At 65.7% G+C, this 14,617-nt stretch carries 18 protein-coding genes; 4 read left to right on the top strand and 14 right to left on the bottom strand.

The window, feature by feature from the left end; genetic code table 11:
- Positions 1-54: 54 nt before the first annotated feature.
- From PSV26_RS21800 to PSV26_RS21820, 5 genes are all read right to left on the bottom strand, one after another.
- Positions 55-675, bottom strand: a complete 621-nt coding sequence (locus PSV26_RS21800) for an alpha/beta fold hydrolase (protein ID WP_300574091.1) — start codon at positions 673-675, stop codon at positions 55-57.
- Positions 676-793: 118 nt separating this feature from the next.
- Complete coding sequence (locus PSV26_RS21805; protein WP_300512157.1) at positions 794-1,144, bottom strand: (2Fe-2S) ferredoxin domain-containing protein; 351 nt, start codon at positions 1,142-1,144, stop codon at positions 794-796.
- Positions 1,141-2,325: a VanZ family protein gene (locus PSV26_RS21810; RefSeq protein ID WP_300574094.1), complete on the bottom strand. Its 1,185-nt coding sequence runs from the start codon at positions 2,323-2,325 to the stop codon at positions 1,141-1,143. Before PSV26_RS21810 ends, PSV26_RS21805 begins: the two co-directional genes overlap by 4 nt.
- Before the next feature lie 138 nt (positions 2,326-2,463).
- Entirely contained in the window at positions 2,464-2,892 is a 429-nt protein-coding gene (locus tag PSV26_RS21815) for a CopD family protein (RefSeq protein WP_300512155.1), read from the bottom strand.
- Between the two features lie 254 nt (positions 2,893-3,146).
- Positions 3,147-3,341, bottom strand: a complete 195-nt coding sequence (locus PSV26_RS21820; protein ID WP_300512154.1) for a hypothetical protein — start codon at positions 3,339-3,341, stop codon at positions 3,147-3,149.
- Between PSV26_RS21820 and hemB the strand changes: the two genes are divergently transcribed.
- Together hemB and PSV26_RS21830 are read left to right on the top strand one after the other, a co-directional pair.
- Positions 3,340-4,359 (top strand): porphobilinogen synthase, encoded by a 1,020-nt coding sequence (gene hemB, locus PSV26_RS21825; protein WP_300512153.1) that lies wholly within the window; start codon positions 3,340-3,342, stop codon positions 4,357-4,359. The two genes, PSV26_RS21820 and hemB, sit on opposite strands and share 2 nt — an antisense overlap.
- A gap of 61 nt (positions 4,360-4,420) precedes the next feature.
- Complete coding sequence (locus PSV26_RS21830) at positions 4,421-5,575, top strand: magnesium transporter CorA family protein (RefSeq protein WP_300574097.1); 1,155 nt, start codon at positions 4,421-4,423, stop codon at positions 5,573-5,575.
- Between the two features lie 47 nt (positions 5,576-5,622).
- Here PSV26_RS21830 and PSV26_RS21835 read toward each other — a convergent pair whose 3' ends face one another.
- The 4 genes from PSV26_RS21835 to PSV26_RS21850 all read right to left on the bottom strand — a co-directional run bounded on the left by PSV26_RS21835 (position 5,623) and on the right by PSV26_RS21850 (position 8,610).
- The gene (locus tag PSV26_RS21835; RefSeq protein ID WP_300512150.1) at positions 5,623-6,273 is read right to left on the bottom strand and encodes a glutathione S-transferase family protein; all 651 of its coding nucleotides are present in this window, start codon (positions 6,271-6,273) and stop codon (positions 5,623-5,625) included.
- Entirely contained in the window at positions 6,270-7,190 is a 921-nt protein-coding gene (locus PSV26_RS21840) for an amidohydrolase family protein (RefSeq protein WP_300574100.1), read from the bottom strand. The genes PSV26_RS21835 and PSV26_RS21840 overlap by 4 nt, the downstream gene beginning before the upstream one ends.
- Before the next feature lie 87 nt (positions 7,191-7,277).
- On the bottom strand, positions 7,278-7,967 hold the full coding sequence (locus tag PSV26_RS21845; protein ID WP_300574103.1) for a dienelactone hydrolase family protein: 690 nt from the start codon (positions 7,965-7,967) through the stop codon (positions 7,278-7,280).
- 40 nt (positions 7,968-8,007) lie between these two features.
- On the bottom strand, positions 8,008-8,610 hold the full coding sequence (locus tag PSV26_RS21850; RefSeq protein WP_300574106.1) for a 2-hydroxychromene-2-carboxylate isomerase: 603 nt from the start codon (positions 8,608-8,610) through the stop codon (positions 8,008-8,010).
- Positions 8,611-8,719: 109 nt separating this feature from the next.
- Here PSV26_RS21850 and PSV26_RS21855 point away from each other — a divergent pair, with 109 nt between their 5' ends.
- Entirely contained in the window at positions 8,720-9,466 is a 747-nt protein-coding gene (locus PSV26_RS21855) for an SDR family oxidoreductase (RefSeq protein ID WP_300512145.1), read from the top strand.
- Complete coding sequence (locus tag PSV26_RS21860) at positions 9,466-10,104, top strand: MarC family protein (protein ID WP_300512144.1); 639 nt, start codon at positions 9,466-9,468, stop codon at positions 10,102-10,104. Before PSV26_RS21855 ends, PSV26_RS21860 begins: the two co-directional genes overlap by 1 nt.
- Before the next feature lie 84 nt (positions 10,105-10,188).
- On the opposite strand, the gene PSV26_RS21865 is transcribed toward PSV26_RS21860, so the two are convergent.
- From PSV26_RS21865 to PSV26_RS21885, 5 genes are all read right to left on the bottom strand, one after another.
- Entirely contained in the window at positions 10,189-11,229 is a 1,041-nt protein-coding gene (locus PSV26_RS21865) for a DMT family transporter (protein ID WP_300574109.1), read from the bottom strand.
- 62 nt (positions 11,230-11,291) lie between these two features.
- On the bottom strand, positions 11,292-11,954 hold the full coding sequence (locus PSV26_RS21870) for a cyclic nucleotide-binding domain-containing protein (protein ID WP_300512141.1): 663 nt from the start codon (positions 11,952-11,954) through the stop codon (positions 11,292-11,294).
- Positions 11,933-12,637, bottom strand: a complete 705-nt coding sequence (locus tag PSV26_RS21875) for an ABC-type transport auxiliary lipoprotein family protein (protein ID WP_300574112.1) — start codon at positions 12,635-12,637, stop codon at positions 11,933-11,935. The genes PSV26_RS21870 and PSV26_RS21875 overlap by 22 nt, the downstream gene beginning before the upstream one ends.
- Positions 12,634-13,587: an MlaD family protein gene (locus tag PSV26_RS21880; protein WP_300512139.1), complete on the bottom strand. Its 954-nt coding sequence runs from the start codon at positions 13,585-13,587 to the stop codon at positions 12,634-12,636. Before PSV26_RS21880 ends, PSV26_RS21875 begins: the two co-directional genes overlap by 4 nt.
- Before the next feature lie 170 nt (positions 13,588-13,757).
- Entirely contained in the window at positions 13,758-14,546 is a 789-nt protein-coding gene (locus PSV26_RS21885) for an ATP-binding cassette domain-containing protein (RefSeq protein ID WP_300574115.1), read from the bottom strand.
- Positions 14,547-14,617 lie beyond the last annotated feature (71 nt).

Genomic DNA, 14,617 nt, shown 5'->3' on the forward strand with positions numbered 1-14,617 from the left:
ATGGAGGAAGAAGAAAAAAGAAGGGCCGGCAAGCCCGGCGTGGCTCTGAAAGCGTCAGCCCAGGTGGCGGGTCACCAGATTTTTCAGAAGCGGCAATTGTCCATGAAAGAAGTGCCCACCCCCCGGGACAACCGTAACAGGCAGTACCTGCGGCCGCGCCCAGTCCAACACCGCCTGCAGGGGCACCGTGTCGTCCTGCTCGCCGTGGATCACCAGCGTCTGCGCATGGGCTGCTTCGGGGATGGTTGCCACCGCAAAGCGGCTGGCGGCGGTACCGACCAGCACCAGCCTGTCGATCGGGCGCAGGGGCTGCAGGCGCTCAAAGACGTGTGAAGTCACGAATGCGCCAAAGGAGAAGCCGGCCAGGGCCAGCGCCCCGGCAGGCGCCAGCTGCTGCACTACCGCCAGCATGTCGTCGATCTCGCCGCGACCCTCGTCGTACGTCCCTTCACTGGCGCCCACACCGCGGAAATTGAAACGCACTGCGGTCCACCCGGCCTGGGTGAAAGCGCGCGCCAGGGTCTGCACCACCTTGTTGTCCAGCGTGCCGCCGAAGAGCGGATGCGGGTGCGCAATCACGGCGACGCCGCGCGACGGCCTGGCGGGCGCGTCCAGCGCGGTTTCCAGCACGCCGGCCGGGCCGGCCACGCTGCTTTTCTGGGTCTGAGCGTTCATGCAAAAAACCTCTTCGGGTTAGGTGTGCTATGGAATCAATAGCTGTTGGCGCACATCGAACAAGGGCTGGAGGCACAAAACATGCCGAAACCACCGACTGACGGGCCCCGGGACCGGCTCAGCGCCCCAGATGCGCGGGCGTGAGCAGCCGCTCGACCACCTGGCCGTTTTTCAGGTGCGACTCGACAATTTCGTCGATGTCCTGCGCGTCCACATAGGTGTACCAGACCGCCTCGGGGTAGACCACGGCCACCGGCCCGGCCGCGCAGCGGTCCAGGCAGCCGGCCTTGTTGACGCGCACCTTGCCCGGTCCGGCCAGTCCGGCCGCCTTGACCTGCGCCTTGCAGCGGTCAAACCCCTCCTGGGCCTGGTGGTTGGCACAGCTGTCTTCACCGCTGTCGCGCTGATTCAGGCAAAAAAAGATGTGCCGCTCGTAGTAGGAGCCGGGGGGGATGCTGGGTGGGGTCATGGCTCGATTTTACTTTCGCCGGCGTCCGCGACCCGGCGGCTGGACAAGCGCACCAGCACATACAGCACGGCCGCATAAGGCCAGAGCCAGCCCAGCCACTGGGCCAAACCGTTGAAACGGACGAAACGTCCCTGCTCCCAGATCTGCAGCGTCTCGGCAAAATAGGGTCCGACCGGCGCCTGGTTGAGCAGCGACAGATGAATGCTCAAGGCCAGCAGCAGCAGCGCAGCGGCGACACGCCGCGGCAGCGGCGACAGCAGCACGGCCAGCACGCCGCCCATGATCAGGCCAACACGCACCGGCAGGTCCAGCCAGGCCCAGGCGTGGTCCGGGCCGTAGCTCAGCGCGGCAGACATCGCGGTCAGCGCGATGCCGGCCGCCAGAATGAGGATCAGGAACACGGCGCGCTGCAGCAGGGAGCGAATCACGCAGTAACCGAGCAGGCAGGGAATCAGCGCGCCCAGCGCCACACAGATCACTTCGGCGCCGGGCACCAGCGGCTGCAGCTCGATGTCGCGCACCGGCAGCCACTCGAGAAAGGGCGTGTCGGCCAGGACGTCGGCCAGTGCGTACTCCAGCCGCTCCAGCACCTGGCCCAGACCCAGCGGCACCGAAGCCGGAAACAGCAGCGCGACCGGCCACAGCGCCAGCAGCACCAGTGCACCGCGCGCATCCCGCACAAACCAGCGCACCCGAAAGCGGCTCCAGCGAGCGATGGCGCCGGCTTTTTCCAGCAGCCAGGCGCTGCAGGCGCCCAGCCAGGCACCCGCGGTGTTGAGCGCCAGATCGACATTCGATGGCACGCGCGAAGGCAGGTAACTCTGCAGGGTTTCCATGACCAGCGACAGCAGGCCGGCACCGATCACCGCCACGGTGACGGCCCAGGCCACGCGGCCGCTGCGCAGGGCCGCCAGCGCGAGCAGGAAACCCAGCGGCGCATAACCGGCCAGGTTGACGCCGACATCGAAACCGGTCCAGTAACGCGGCAGCGGCGCGGTCAGGAAGTTGAACGGCGAGATCCCCTGGTTGCGCCACTCTGAAAACGGGTAGAGGCTGGCGTAAACAATCAGGCACACCGTGGCCAGCGCCAGCGGCCAGGAGGCTGTGGGCTCACCCCCATCGTTCTCACTCCGCTTCGCTTCGTGTAGTGCCTTTCCCCCTTGCAGGGAAAGAGGTGGCACACCCCTGACATCCTCACGATGCTGCGCATCGTGTAGTTCTGCCTCCCCTTGCAGGGGACGACGCATCGCGCCCGGCAAAGCCGGTTCGCTCGCGTCTGCTGGTGGGACCGGAGAGTTCACGCGGTGCCGTCCTGTCTGTCAGAACGGCTTGACGACCACCAACACGACGGCGGCGAGCAGCAGCAGCACCGGCACTTCGTTGAACCAGCGCCACCACACGTGGCTGCGCGTGTTGCGCTGTGCGATGAATTTTGCAAGGATGCGGCCGCAAGCATGGTGGTAGCCAATGGCCAGCACCACCACGACCAGCTTGGCGTGCATCCAGCCATTGCCGGGGCCGCGCCCTATGCCGTAACCCAGCCACAACCACAGGCCGAAAACCAGCGCGGGAACCGCCAGCATCGTGGTGAAGCGCAGGAGCTTGCGTGCCATCAGGATCAGGCGCTCATGCTCGGCCAGGCTTTCCGGCGGCACCATCGCCAGGTTGACAAAAATGCGCGGCAGGTAAAACAGGCCGGCAAACCAGCTGGCGACAAAAACGATGTGGAGTGATTTGACCCAGAGCATCAGCGTAGTTTAGTGCGCGCTCTAATACGCGTCTCACGGCGTTTTCAGAAATTCGCCTTTCGGGATGAAGTGCAAGGCGCACGGAGCGCAGCAACCGGAATGTACTTCGGTACATGAGGATTGCGAGCACCGCGCAACGCCGCAATTCGCCCGAAAGGCGGATTTATGAAAATGCCGGACAAAAAAATGCCCGGATGACACTGGGTCAACCGGGCCTGGAAGCCTTGTCTGCTGTGACACTTGAAGGCACCCGCTCAGGGAGGAAAAGCGGGGTGCTGCCGCCAAAAAGACGACAACACGGCGCATTCTAACCACGCCTGCAAGGCGATGACAAGCACCGTGCGGTCAAAGTGAAAGATAGTTTCGCTGACTATGTTCGGCAGCGCACAGATGGCCGGCACCGGCGATGAATTTCCGGCCTTGACAAAGCTTTGGCACAATTTGGTCATGACCCTCCACGCCTCCAACTTCGCCCCCTACCCGCTCGGCCGGCCGCGCCGCCTGCGCCGCGACAGCTTCACGCGCAACCTCGTCCGTGAAAACGCGCTGAGTGCCCATGACCTGATTTACCCGGTGTTTGTTACCGAGGGCATGAACCGCCGCGAGGCGGTGGCCTCCATGCCCGGCGTCGAGCGCCTGAGCCTGGACCTGCTGCTGCCGGTGGCCGAAGAGTGTGTGCAACTCGGTATCCCGGTGATGGCGCTGTTCCCGGTGATCGACGCCTCGCTCAAGACCTACGACGGCAAGGAAGCCCTGAATCCCGACGGCCTGGTGCCGCGTGTGGTGCGCGAACTGAAAAAGCGTTTCCCCGAACTCGGCGTGATGACCGACGTGGCGCTCGACCCCTTCACCAGCCACGGCCAGGACGGCCTGCCGGACAAGGAAACTGGTTACATCCTGAACGACGAGACGATTGAGCTGCTGGTCGGGCAGGCGCTGGCGCAGGCCGAGGCCGGCGTGGACATCGTTGCGCCCAGCGACATGATGGACGGCCGCATTGGCGCGATCCGCCAGGCGCTCGAATCGCGCCAGCTGATCCACACCCGCATCATGGCCTACAGCGCCAAATACGCGAGCGCGTTTTACGGCCCCTTCCGCGATGCGGTCGGCTCCTCGGGCAACCTCGGCAAGGCCGACAAAAAGGTCTACCAGATGGACCCGGGCAACAGCGACGAAGCGCTGCGCGAGGTGGCCATGGACATTGCCGAAGGCGCCGACATGGTGATGGTCAAGCCCGGCATGCCTTACCTGGACGTGGTGCGCCGCGTGAAGGACGAGTTCGGCGTGCCGACCTTTGCCTACCAGGTCAGCGGCGAATACGCGATGCTCAAGGCGGCTGCGCAAAACGGCTGGCTGGACCACGACGCGGTGATGATGGAAAGCCTGCTGGCGTTCAAGCGCGCCGGCGCCGACGGCGTGCTCACCTACTTTGCCATTGCGGCAGCACGTTTGCTACAAAAAACATAGCTGCTTGCGCATGACTGACAATGGCTAGAGGCCAATTTGACCATCAACCGGACAGACTCCCGTGCAAATAGTTGAATTCACCGCCGACAGCCTGCGCTTTTCCGACACCCTGCCCGCGCAGGTACCGGGCGATGGTTTTGTCTGGGTGTTCCTGGACCGTGACGAATTCGAGACCCACGAGGCGCTGGTGCATCAGGCGGCACAGCAACTGGGCGGCTCGGCCCTGCTGGACCTGCATGACCAGGACCTTCGCAACCCGGTCCACCCATCGCACTACGACTACACCTCGATCTACGACCTGATCATCTTCCGGCGGCTGGCCACGCAGATCGAAACCCGGGCCGAGGTCGAACACGAGGCCGCGGTCGAGGCCTACCACGGCCAGGGCGGCCAGCCGCGTATCAAGCCGCGCGGCGGCCTGCCCGCCTTCAACCGCATCAGCTCACGGGCCGTGGGTTTTGTGGTCTTCGACCGGCTGCTGATCAGCGTGCACCCGCGCGGCTGCTACACCGCCAAAAGTTTCCTCCAGCGCTCGCTGAGCGACGCCAAGTTCAGCGTGGACAGCGTCTCCACCCGCAGCCGCATCCCGTCCAGCCCGGCCGACCTGGTGCTGCGCATGGTCAATGCCATGGTGGACAGCTACCTCGACGTGCGCAAGGAGCTCACCACCCAGCTCGAGCATTGGCAGGCCGAGCTGCTCAAGCCCAATTCGCGTTTCATCAACTGGGGCTCGCTGATGGGCGCGCGCAGCCAGCTGCATGTGCTGGAAGACCTGTGCGACGAGCAGCACGACGCCATGCAGGAATGGCTCGATTCATTGCGCGAGCAGCCAATGTCCTCGTTTGCCGCCGATGCCCAACTCGCGCAGACCCGGCGTGACCAGCTGGTGGCGCGGGCGCGCGATGTCATCGAACACATCGAGCGCGTGGTTCACCATGCGCGGCGGCTGGAACAATCGGCCGAAACGGTGGTGCAGATCCACTTCAGCGCGCAAAGCAACCGCACCAACGACATCATGCGCACACTGACCGCGCTGACCGCCGTGTTTCTGCCGCTGAACCTGATCACCGGTTTTTTCGGCATGAACTTCGAATTCATGCCCCTGATTCACCAGACCGGCGGCTTTTGGTGGACCCTCGGCTTCATGCTGCTGCTGGTGGTGGGGGTGGTGTCGGTCTTCTGGCGCAAGCGTTACCTGGCCAGAAGCAGGCGTTAGGAGCCAGGGACATGGCGGCGGTGGTCAATGCACCGGAACTGGGACGCCTAGACAAAGGGCGGCGCCAGCTCTTCCGCCGCCAGCACCCGCAACACCGCCGGCCGCGCCAGCATGCGCTGCAGGTAAGGCCCGAGGTGCGGACGCGTGCGGGCGGCGGGTGACTGGAAGTTGCGTGTCCAGCGGCACAGCGTGAACACATAGGCGTCCAGCGCGCTGTAGTTCTCACCGGCAAACCAGGGGCCGCCGTGGCGTGCCAGTTCCGCGTCGAGCTGGTCGAGCATGGTGCCGATTTTTGCTTCGGCCTGCACCTTGACCTCCGCTGCGCCGGCGGCATTGCCGGCTGCCACCGAACGCTCCGGGTAAAAGTAGGTCATCAGCGTGGCCTGCAGGGTGTTGGTCAGCCACATCAGCCATTTGTAGAAGTGGGCGCGCGCTGCCGTGCCCACGGCCGGCACCAGTCCTGCCTCGGGATGGATGTCGCTCAGGTGCAGGCAGATGGCCGCGGTTTCATAGAGCACCAGGTCGCCATCGAGCAGCACCGGGATCAGCCCGTTCGGGTTGAGCTTGAGGTAGTCCGGTGCCTTGTGGGCGTTTTGCATGCGGTCCACCAGCACCCGCTGGTAAGGCACGCCGATGTCTTCAAGAACGATGTGCGGCACCATGGCCGCGGTGCTGGGGTAATAGTGCAGACTGATCATGGCACTTTGACGCCAAACAGAGTCGCGCCGTTGTCCCAGGCAATTTTCCGCGCCACATCGGGCGGCAAATCACCGAGCCAGGTGCGGTAACCCTTCATGAGTTCTTCGTAATACTGCCAGCGCTGGTTGACCCAGGTGTCCGAACCGATCATGAAGCGCCCCGGGTACTTGAGCAGCAGCGCGCGCCATTCCGGGCAAAGACGTGGGCCCCCACGCTCCCGCACTGCGTGTCGCTCGCTGCCCCCCGAGGGGGCGCGCTCGCCTTGGGGCGGCCCGGCGTCGAGCGAGCCCGCGTCGCAGGTCAGGCCGGGCCGGTAGGACAGCTCACCCATCAGCGTCGGGTAACGGGCCAGCAGCGCCTCCACCCGCGCCACGGGGGCGCCGCTGATGCCGGTGTGCGCCCAGATCAACCTGGCGTTGGGCGCATGCGCCATCAGCAGGTCAATCGCCACATCGTCCACATGCGAGAGCACCGCGAGTTTGTTTTTCTCGGCGAACTGCATCAGCTTTTTCGCGACCGGTCCGTTGGCATTGGCGCTGTCATACAAATGGAATTCGCCGATGCCCTTGTACGGTCCGGCCTGGGCGCCGCTGACGCCGCGCGCAAACTCGGCCTGCACCATCTCGAAAATCGTCTCGTCGCGAAACCAGTTGTCGTAGTCGGCGCGGTTGCGGTAGAGGCGAATGAAGGGCACCACCGTCACACCGGCGCGCGCCGTCTGCTCCGAAGCCGCCAGCGCCTTGGTGCCGTCATTGGGCCGCGAGTTGGCGACGATGGCCTTGACGCCGCTTCGCTGCATGCGCGCCAGCACGTCGGCGGGCCCATGCGGGCCGACGCTGCCGTTCCAGGCCTCCTCGTTGTAGTGCAGGTGGGCATCGAACAGCGGGCCACTGTAGTCGGCAGCCCGGGCGCTCACTGAAAACGCTATCAAAAGCAGAGCTGCCGGCGCCCGCCAATCAAGGGCTGAAGGCCAAAACCTCTTGAAATGCGGGCTGCCCACGGGTCAGCCCAGGTGTTTGGCGAAAAACGCCAGCGTGCGCTGCTTCGCCAGGGTGGCCGCCGCCTCGTTCCAGGAGCCGCGCTGGTCGCAGTTGAAGCCGTGGTTGGCCTCGTACACATGCACCTCTACGCCGGGCTGGGCTTTCTTGAAGGCTTCGACGGTGTCCAGCGGAATCCAGTGGTCCTGGTTGCCGAAATGGGCCAGCACCGGGCAGGCCGGCCGGCGCGCGGGTTCGTCACCGGCCGTCATGCCGCCACCGTAATAAGGCACGGCCGCCGACAGGCCGGACAGCGTGGCGGCCGCGCGCCAGGTCAGCAGCCCGCCCCAGCAGTACCCGACGATGCCGACCTTGCCGCCGGTGCTTTTGCCGGCGTGGTCGATCGCCGCCTGGATGTCCTGCAGCACACCAGGCGCCGGCAGGGCCTCGACCGCGGTCTTGAGCGCGAAGCCGGCGTTCATGTCGGGCTCGGTGTAGCCAAGCTCCACCTCCGGCTTGACACGATGGAAGGTGGCTGGCGCCACCGCGAGGTAACCGGCCGCCGCGTAGCCGTCGGCCACCGAGCGGATGTGCGAGTTGACGCCGAAAATTTCCTGCAGCACCACCACGGCGGCTTTCGGCGTGCCGGCCGGTTCGGCCACGTAGGCCGGAAAAACCAGGCCGTCGGCGGACGTGAGATTGATGAATTTACCCATGGTGAAAATTTCCTTGTTCAAGTTGACGATTCAATTCAATTTACTTTGTGTTGAGCTTCTTCTCCAGCAGCTCCAGACGGTCCTGACCCCAGAAGATCTCGCCGTTGACGACGTAGCTCGGCGCGCCGAACACCCCCGCATCAATGGCCTGCTGGGTGCGGGTTTCATAAAGCTGCTGGATGGCCGGGCTGTGCGACTGCGCCAGTCGCCCGGCATCCAGGCCGCACTCCTGCAGAATTTCCGCCAGCACCGCGTCGTCGGCAATATTGCGCTCTTCCACCCAGACCGCCTTGAAAATCGCGCCGGCCAGCGCCATGGCCGCAGCACTGCCGTCGGCCTGGTCCACCGCCGTGATCAGCCGCGCGGCGGGATCGCCCCCCACCGGGAAAAATTTGGGCTGTCGGTTCAGCGGCAGTTGCAGGTGTTCGCTGAAACGCTGCAGCTCCACCAGCCGGTAGGCCTGGCGCTGCGGCGCGCGCTGGCCCAGCGGCAAGCCGCCGGAGACCGGAAAAACCTTGCCGAAATCCACCGGCAGCACCCGCACCGCCGCGCCAGCGGCGCTGGCGATCTGCGTAAAACGCTGGTGGCCCAGGTAAGTCCATGGGCTTTGCGGCGTGAAGTAATAGTCGATGGTGGTGCTCAAGGAAGTCTCCAGTGGGGAAGCTGTGATTGGGGCGCTTGCGGCCGATTGAGGTAGATTCGGGTCAATCCGGTTTGTAACCGGGATTGCATTTTTTTGCTGGAGACCGGCTTTGTCCAACATTGTTCTGATCACCGGGGGCTCGCGCGGCATTGGCGCCGCCACCGCCCTGCTGGCCGCCCGCGCCGGCTACGCCGTGGCGGTCAACTACACCGCCAACTCGCTCGCTGCCGACGAGGTGGTGCGGAGAATACGCCAGGGCGGCGGCACGGCCATCACGGTGCAGGCCGACGTGGCCGAGGAAAGCCAGGTGCTGGCCATGTTTGAAAAAGTCGACGCCAAGCTCGGGCGGCTCACCGCCCTGGTCAACAACGCCGGCGTGGTGGACCAGACCTCGCGGGTGGACGGGATGAGCGTGGCGCGCCTCAAACGCATGTTCGACATCAACGTGATCGGCACCATGGTCTGCGCGCGTGAAGCCGTCAAACGCATGAGCACGCGCTACGGCGGCGAAGGCGGCGCCATCGTCAATGTTTCCAGCGCCGCGGCCCGCCTCGGCGCCCCCGGCCAGTATGTGGACTATGCGGCAGCCAAGGGCGCGGTGGACGTCTTCACCCTCGGGCTGGCGAAGGAAGTGGCGGCCGAAGGCATACGTGTCAACGCGGTGCGGCCCGGCATCATCGAGACAGACATCCACGCCTCGGGCGGCCTGCCCGACCGCGCGCGCGACCTGGCGCCCCAGGTGCCCATGCATCGGGCGGGCAGCGCCGACGAAGTGGCGCAGAGCATTGTCTGGCTGCTCGGCAGCGGTTCAAGCTACACCACCGGCGCTCTGCTGGACATTGCAGGGGGCCGCTGATGGACTTCAAGCCCCTGGTGGCGCTGCTGGCCATCGTCAATCCGCTGGCCATCGTGCCTTTTTTCATTCACTACACACAGGGGTTTTCCACGGCGCAGCGCCGCCGCACCATCGTCACCGCATCGTTCAGCGCGTTTGTGGTCATCGCCAGCAGCGCGTTGCTGGGCTTGCAGATTCTCGAGTTCTTCAGCATCTCGCTGGCCAGCTTCCAGGTCGGCGGCGGCATGCTGCTGCTGATCAGCTCCATGAACATGCTCAACGCGCAACCTGCCGAGGCCAAGCCGAACACCCATGAGCTGGAAGACGGTGCCGCCAAGGCGGCCATGGGCGCCAGCATCGCCGTGGTGCCGCTGACCATTCCGCTGCTGACCGGCCCGGCGACGATGTCCACCGTGGTGATCTACGCCGAGAAGGCCCAGAACTTCCTGCAGATTGCCATGCTGGTCGGTTACGGGGTGGTGATCGGCCTGGCCACCGCTTTGTGTTTTTCGCTGGCCCACCCGATCGCCCGCGTGCTCGGCAAGACCGGCATCAACGTGATGACACGGCTCATGGGCCTGATCCTGGCCGCGCTGGCCATTGAGGTGATGGCCGGCGGCCTGCACAAGCTGTTCCCCATCCTGAGCCGCGGCCTGTAGGAAATTCGCCTACAGGCCATGTCGAACGGTCGCTGGTAGCTACTTTTTCAATAGCAACTCAGGTCTGCCTCCAACGGCATCCCTTCAGTGACGATGCAGGTGGTGTGCGTCGGGCACATGCGGATGGGCGTGTTCCAGCGGCTCGTGGTGGTGTGCGTGGCTGTGCGATCCCTCGGGCATCGGCACGTGACTGTGGTTGTGGTGGCCATCGGCGTGGTCGTGTGCATGTTCATGGTCCATGGCCGCGTGCCGGTGCGCATGCCCGTGTGACTCCATCAGGTGCAGCAACACGCCGCCCAGCATCAGCAGCCCGCCGGCGCCCATCCAGACGCTGACCGAACGGTCGCCCAGGGCCAGTGCGAGCAGCGCGCCGATGAAGGGCGCGAAGGCAAACACGGAACCGGTACGGGCCGCCCCGAAAGCCCGCTGCGCCAGCAAATAAAAGCGCAGGCTCAGGCCGTAGCCGGTGGCGCCAACCGCCAGCAGCCCGGCAGCAGCCGCCAGCGCGGGCACCGGTTCGGCGAACGCCAGCGCGAGCAACGCCGTGACCGTGGCGCCCAGCGCCGCCTTGACCAGCACGACCTGCCCCGGGTCGCGCTCGGCGAGCGCGCGTGACAGGGTGTTGTCCATGCCCCAGGCGGCCGTGGCCACCAGCACGGCCAGCAGGCCGGCGAGCTGGGCCCCGCCCAGGCGGGCCTGGTCCAGCACCAGCACGGCCCCGCCGGCCAGCAACAGCGCCATGGCGACCCAGACACGTAGGCCCAGGGTTTCACGGTAAAGCCGCCAGGCCAGCAGCGCGGTGAACAGCGCCTCCAGGGTCAGCATCAGGGAAGCACTGGCGCCGCTGGTGCGCTGCAGGCCCCAGGCCAGTGCCACCGGCCCGATCACGGCGCCGAAAACAACCACGGCCAGCAAGCGCCGCCCATCACTGCGCTGGAGCCGGGCTTCCTGCTGACGGCCTTTCCTCAGCAACGCGCCGGCCAGCGCGGCACCGGCGTACAGCAGGGCTGCCGTGGTCAGCGGCCCCAGGCCCCGGCCCAGGTACTGCACCAGCGGCGTGCTGACACCGAAAAGTGTCGCCGCCAGCAGCGCCAGCAGGCCACCGCGCAAAGCGGGTGTGTTCATGTTCGTCGTCTCATGGAATCAGTCAAATCAGCCTCCACCCCAGTACCGGCGAGCACCAGCAGCTATTTTTTCTGCAGCAACCGGACCAGCCGGTTGCTGGTGTTGCGCAGGCGCTGCGCCAGCAACTGGGTGATCTTGACCATCAGCTTCGCGCCAACACCGGGGTGCTGGCGGATCAGCTGCCCTATGGCGGTGCGGCTCAGCACCGCGGCCTCCACCGCGTCGATGGCGGTGCAGGTGGCGTAACGCACGTCGCGGTCGAACATCGACATTTCGCCGAGGACCGCGCCCTCGGTGGTCACGCCGAGGCGGGACTTGTTGTCCGCGGCATCCGGGTCCTCGTCGTCCGCCGGGGTGGTTTTGGTCACATCGACCGTGCCGCTGAGCAGCAGCAGCATCCAGTCGCCGGCATCACCCTCGGCGATCAGCACCTGCCCGGGCTGCGCGCGGATCAGCAGCATGGCTTCCCCCAGGGTGTCGAGCTCCTTCATCGTGAAGTCTTCCAGCAGGGCCGAGTGCTGCAGCAGCGCGGGGCCGCGGCCGGACATCTTCTGGCAGCTGCCCAGCACTTCCAGCCCGGCTTGCTGCAATTGTTCTTCCAGTGAACGGGGCGCCGCCGCGCCCGCCGCTTCGCGGGCCTGCGGCGTGGCGCTGCCCGGTTCCCCCGGAAGAGGGGTGTTCTCGCCCTGGGGCGCGGCGGTGTTCAGGGGATTTGCTGCAGCCATTGCGAGATCTCCTCAATCGCTGCGTCGGTCGCCGCGGTCAGTGCGCGCACGCCACCGGCCGCGTCGGCGCTGGTCGCCGGACGCTGGACCGTGAAGTAGCGCTGGGCCAGCAGTTTTTCACCGCTCGGCGTGTTTTCCACGAAGGTGGCGTGCAGCCGGACCAGGCCGGTGCTGCTGGCCGGTGACTGGAACAGGTGGCTGAATTCCTCGAGCTGCAGCTGCAGCGTGCGCGGCGGCGGCCCCAGGGCGGCGCTGCGGTTCAGGGCCGGACCTTCCCCGGCGTTGAAGACAGCCCGGTCGCGGCCCAGCGTCTCGCGCAGGCGCTGGCGCACCAGCTGCGCAGGCGGCATGCTCCAGCGCGCCTGCGAGTAGGGGCGCAACTGCTGCGCATCGGCGTAGGCCAGCCGATACAGCACCGCCTGGTTGTCCAGCGCGCCGCCGGGCGTTGAAATATCAGCCAGCGCCAGCGGCGGCAGCGGCGCCTGCCGCGTCGCGGGCGGTGGGTTCAGCAGACCGGGACCGAAGTCATAAAGCGCGGCGCGCAGCGGCTTGTCGGGCAGGGCCGAGCAGGCGGAAAGCGCCAGCGCCACCAGAAACATCATGCCAAATCGGCCTGTAGCCTTTATCTTTCGGGCGTCGGCAGCTACGGTATTGATAGCGTTGACAGGGTTCATGGGGTTCATGGTTTTCCTCCGGGAGCGGTGAAGCCCGTCTCGCCCGGGCCGGGCGTGGGCGGGCCGTTGCCGAAAATCAGCGATTGCGGGTTGTCGTCCACCGCGTTGACGGTGCGCCTGAGCTGACGCATGGCGCGGGCGGTTTCCTCGGCCACTTCTCCCAGCCTTGGCAGGGTGGCCGCGCTGAAGGTCTCCACCGTAGCCGTCAGGGCGGCACCGCCCGCGGCCAGCTTGTCGATGGGGCCGTCCTTGGCGTTCAGACGCTCGGCGGTGGTTCCCACCTCGGTGGCGGTTTTGGAGACATCGTCGGCCGCGGTTTTCAGCGACTTCATGGTGACGCTGGCCTCCTGGCTCAGCTTGGGCAGCGAAGCGACCACCGGGTCCAGTTTCAGAACCACCTTGTTGATGCTGTCGGCCGCCTGGCCGAACTGCTGGACAGCGGCCATCAAGGCCTGCTGATTGCCGTCGCCGAGCAGCTTGTTGAGTCGGGTGCTGGCCGCCTCGACCTGGTCCATGATCACCTCGCTCTTGTTGAGCAGCTTGTCGAGCAGGCCGGGCTTGAGCGGGATGCGCGGCGGGTCGTCGTCGTTGGGCACCAGCAGCACGGTGGAAGGGCCGTCGTCTTCGAGCTGGATGAAACCCAGCCCGGTGACGCCCTGCGAGCTGACGGTGGCAAACGTCGATTGGGTCAGGGGCGTGCCGACATCGACCGAGATGCGCACCAGCACATTGCCCTTGGTCTTGTGGTCAAAACCGATGAACTCGACCTTGCCGACCGGCACGCCGCGAAAACGCACCTGCGCCTGCGGCTGCAGGCCCGACAGCGTCTCGCGGGTGGACAACTCGTAGAGGTGGCGCTCGCCGTTGTCGCGCGTCAGCCAGACGGCCAGCAGCGCCAGCAGGGCAGCCACCACCAGCACAAAAGCGCCGGCGGCCATGGCATGGGCTTTGTTTTCCATTTTGAAAACCTCTCTTAATAGCAGTAGCGATGCATGGCTGAAAATTCAGATTTTTGGGATGAAATGCAAGGCGCCCGGCGCGCAGCAACCGGAATGTACCCAGGTACATGAGGATTGCGAGCACCGCGCAACGCCGCAGTTCGCCCAAAAAATGAATTTGCAGCCATGCATCAGACGGTGAAGGGGTATTCGCGCAGCAACTCCATCGCGCGCTGGCCCCGCTCGCCAAGAAAAAAGTGTCGGATAAAGGGGTGCGGAAAGGCAATCACGTCGCGGGGCGGACCGCTGACGATGACCTGCCTGTCGGCCAGCACGGAAATGCGCGTGCTGAGCTCGAACAGCGTGTCCAGGTCGTGCGTGACCATCACCACGGTGAGTTCCATGTCGCGGTGCAGCGAACGCAGCAGGGCACAGAAGCTGTCGGAGCTCTCCGGGTCCAGGCCGGCGGTCGGTTCGTCGAGCAGCAGCAGCGGCGGGTCCATGATCAGGGCACGCGCCAGCGACACCCGCTTGACCATGCCGCCGGACAGGTCGGCCGGCATCTTGTCGGCATGTTCGGGCGCCAGGCCGACCATCTGCAGCTTGACCATGGCCGCCTCGCGGATCAGCGCGTCGGGCAGGGTCTTGAGCTCGCGCAGCGGGAAGGCAATGTTTTCCAGCACCGTGAAGGCCGAAAACAGCGCCCCGTGCTGGAACAGCATGCCGACGCGGCGCGCCGCGCCGCGCTTGCCCAGCTCGGCCGCCGGCTTGCCCAGCACGGTGATCTCGCCGCGGGTCGGTGCTTCCAGCCCCAGCATCTCGCGCAGCAGCACGGTCTTGCCCGACCCCGAGCCACCGACCAGCGACATGAACTCGCCGCGCTCTATGCGCAGGTTCAGGTCCTGGTGAATGACGGCCTCCTTCTTGCCGTTTTTGAACACCGTCCACAGATCGCGAATGTCAACAATCATGTCACTCATCGCGCACACCCCGGAGTTGTTCCGAATGAAGGCGGGACTCCCCACTTCAAGCAGGGGCCGCGGAACCGGCT

Origin of the sequence: Polaromonas sp., assembly GCF_029945685.1 — a bacterium.
Taxonomy (GTDB): Bacteria; Pseudomonadota; Gammaproteobacteria; order Burkholderiales; family Burkholderiaceae_C; genus Polaromonas.

What these genes read in the sequence shown, in the direction of transcription:
- PSV26_RS21875 (WP_300574112.1), bottom strand. Translation starts at nt 12,637, where the DNA reads ATGAACCCCATGAACCCTGTCAACGCTATCAATACCGTAGCTGCCGAC.
- PSV26_RS21860 (WP_300512144.1), top strand. Translation starts at nt 9,466, where the DNA reads ATGGACTTCAAGCCCCTGGTGGCGCTGCTGGCCATCGTCAATCCGCTG.
- PSV26_RS21865 (WP_300574109.1), bottom strand. Translation starts at nt 11,229, where the DNA reads ATGAACACACCCGCTTTGCGCGGTGGCCTGCTGGCGCTGCTGGCGGCG.
- PSV26_RS21885 (WP_300574115.1), bottom strand. Translation starts at nt 14,546, where the DNA reads ATGAGTGACATGATTGTTGACATTCGCGATCTGTGGACGGTGTTCAAA.
- PSV26_RS21820 (WP_300512154.1), bottom strand. Translation starts at nt 3,341, where the DNA reads ATGACCAAATTGTGCCAAAGCTTTGTCAAGGCCGGAAATTCATCGCCG.
- PSV26_RS21870 (WP_300512141.1), bottom strand. Translation starts at nt 11,954, where the DNA reads ATGGCTGCAGCAAATCCCCTGAACACCGCCGCGCCCCAGGGCGAGAAC.
- PSV26_RS21815 (WP_300512155.1), bottom strand. Translation starts at nt 2,892, where the DNA reads ATGCTCTGGGTCAAATCACTCCACATCGTTTTTGTCGCCAGCTGGTTT.
- PSV26_RS21880 (WP_300512139.1), bottom strand. Translation starts at nt 13,587, where the DNA reads ATGGAAAACAAAGCCCATGCCATGGCCGCCGGCGCTTTTGTGCTGGTG.
- PSV26_RS21835 (WP_300512150.1), bottom strand. Translation starts at nt 6,273, where the DNA reads ATGATCAGTCTGCACTATTACCCCAGCACCGCGGCCATGGTGCCGCAC.
- hemB (WP_300512153.1), top strand. Translation starts at nt 3,340, where the DNA reads ATGACCCTCCACGCCTCCAACTTCGCCCCCTACCCGCTCGGCCGGCCG.
- PSV26_RS21845 (WP_300574103.1), bottom strand. Translation starts at nt 7,967, where the DNA reads ATGGGTAAATTCATCAATCTCACGTCCGCCGACGGCCTGGTTTTTCCG.
- PSV26_RS21800 (WP_300574091.1), bottom strand. Translation starts at nt 675, where the DNA reads ATGAACGCTCAGACCCAGAAAAGCAGCGTGGCCGGCCCGGCCGGCGTG.
- PSV26_RS21805 (WP_300512157.1), bottom strand. Translation starts at nt 1,144, where the DNA reads ATGACCCCACCCAGCATCCCCCCCGGCTCCTACTACGAGCGGCACATC.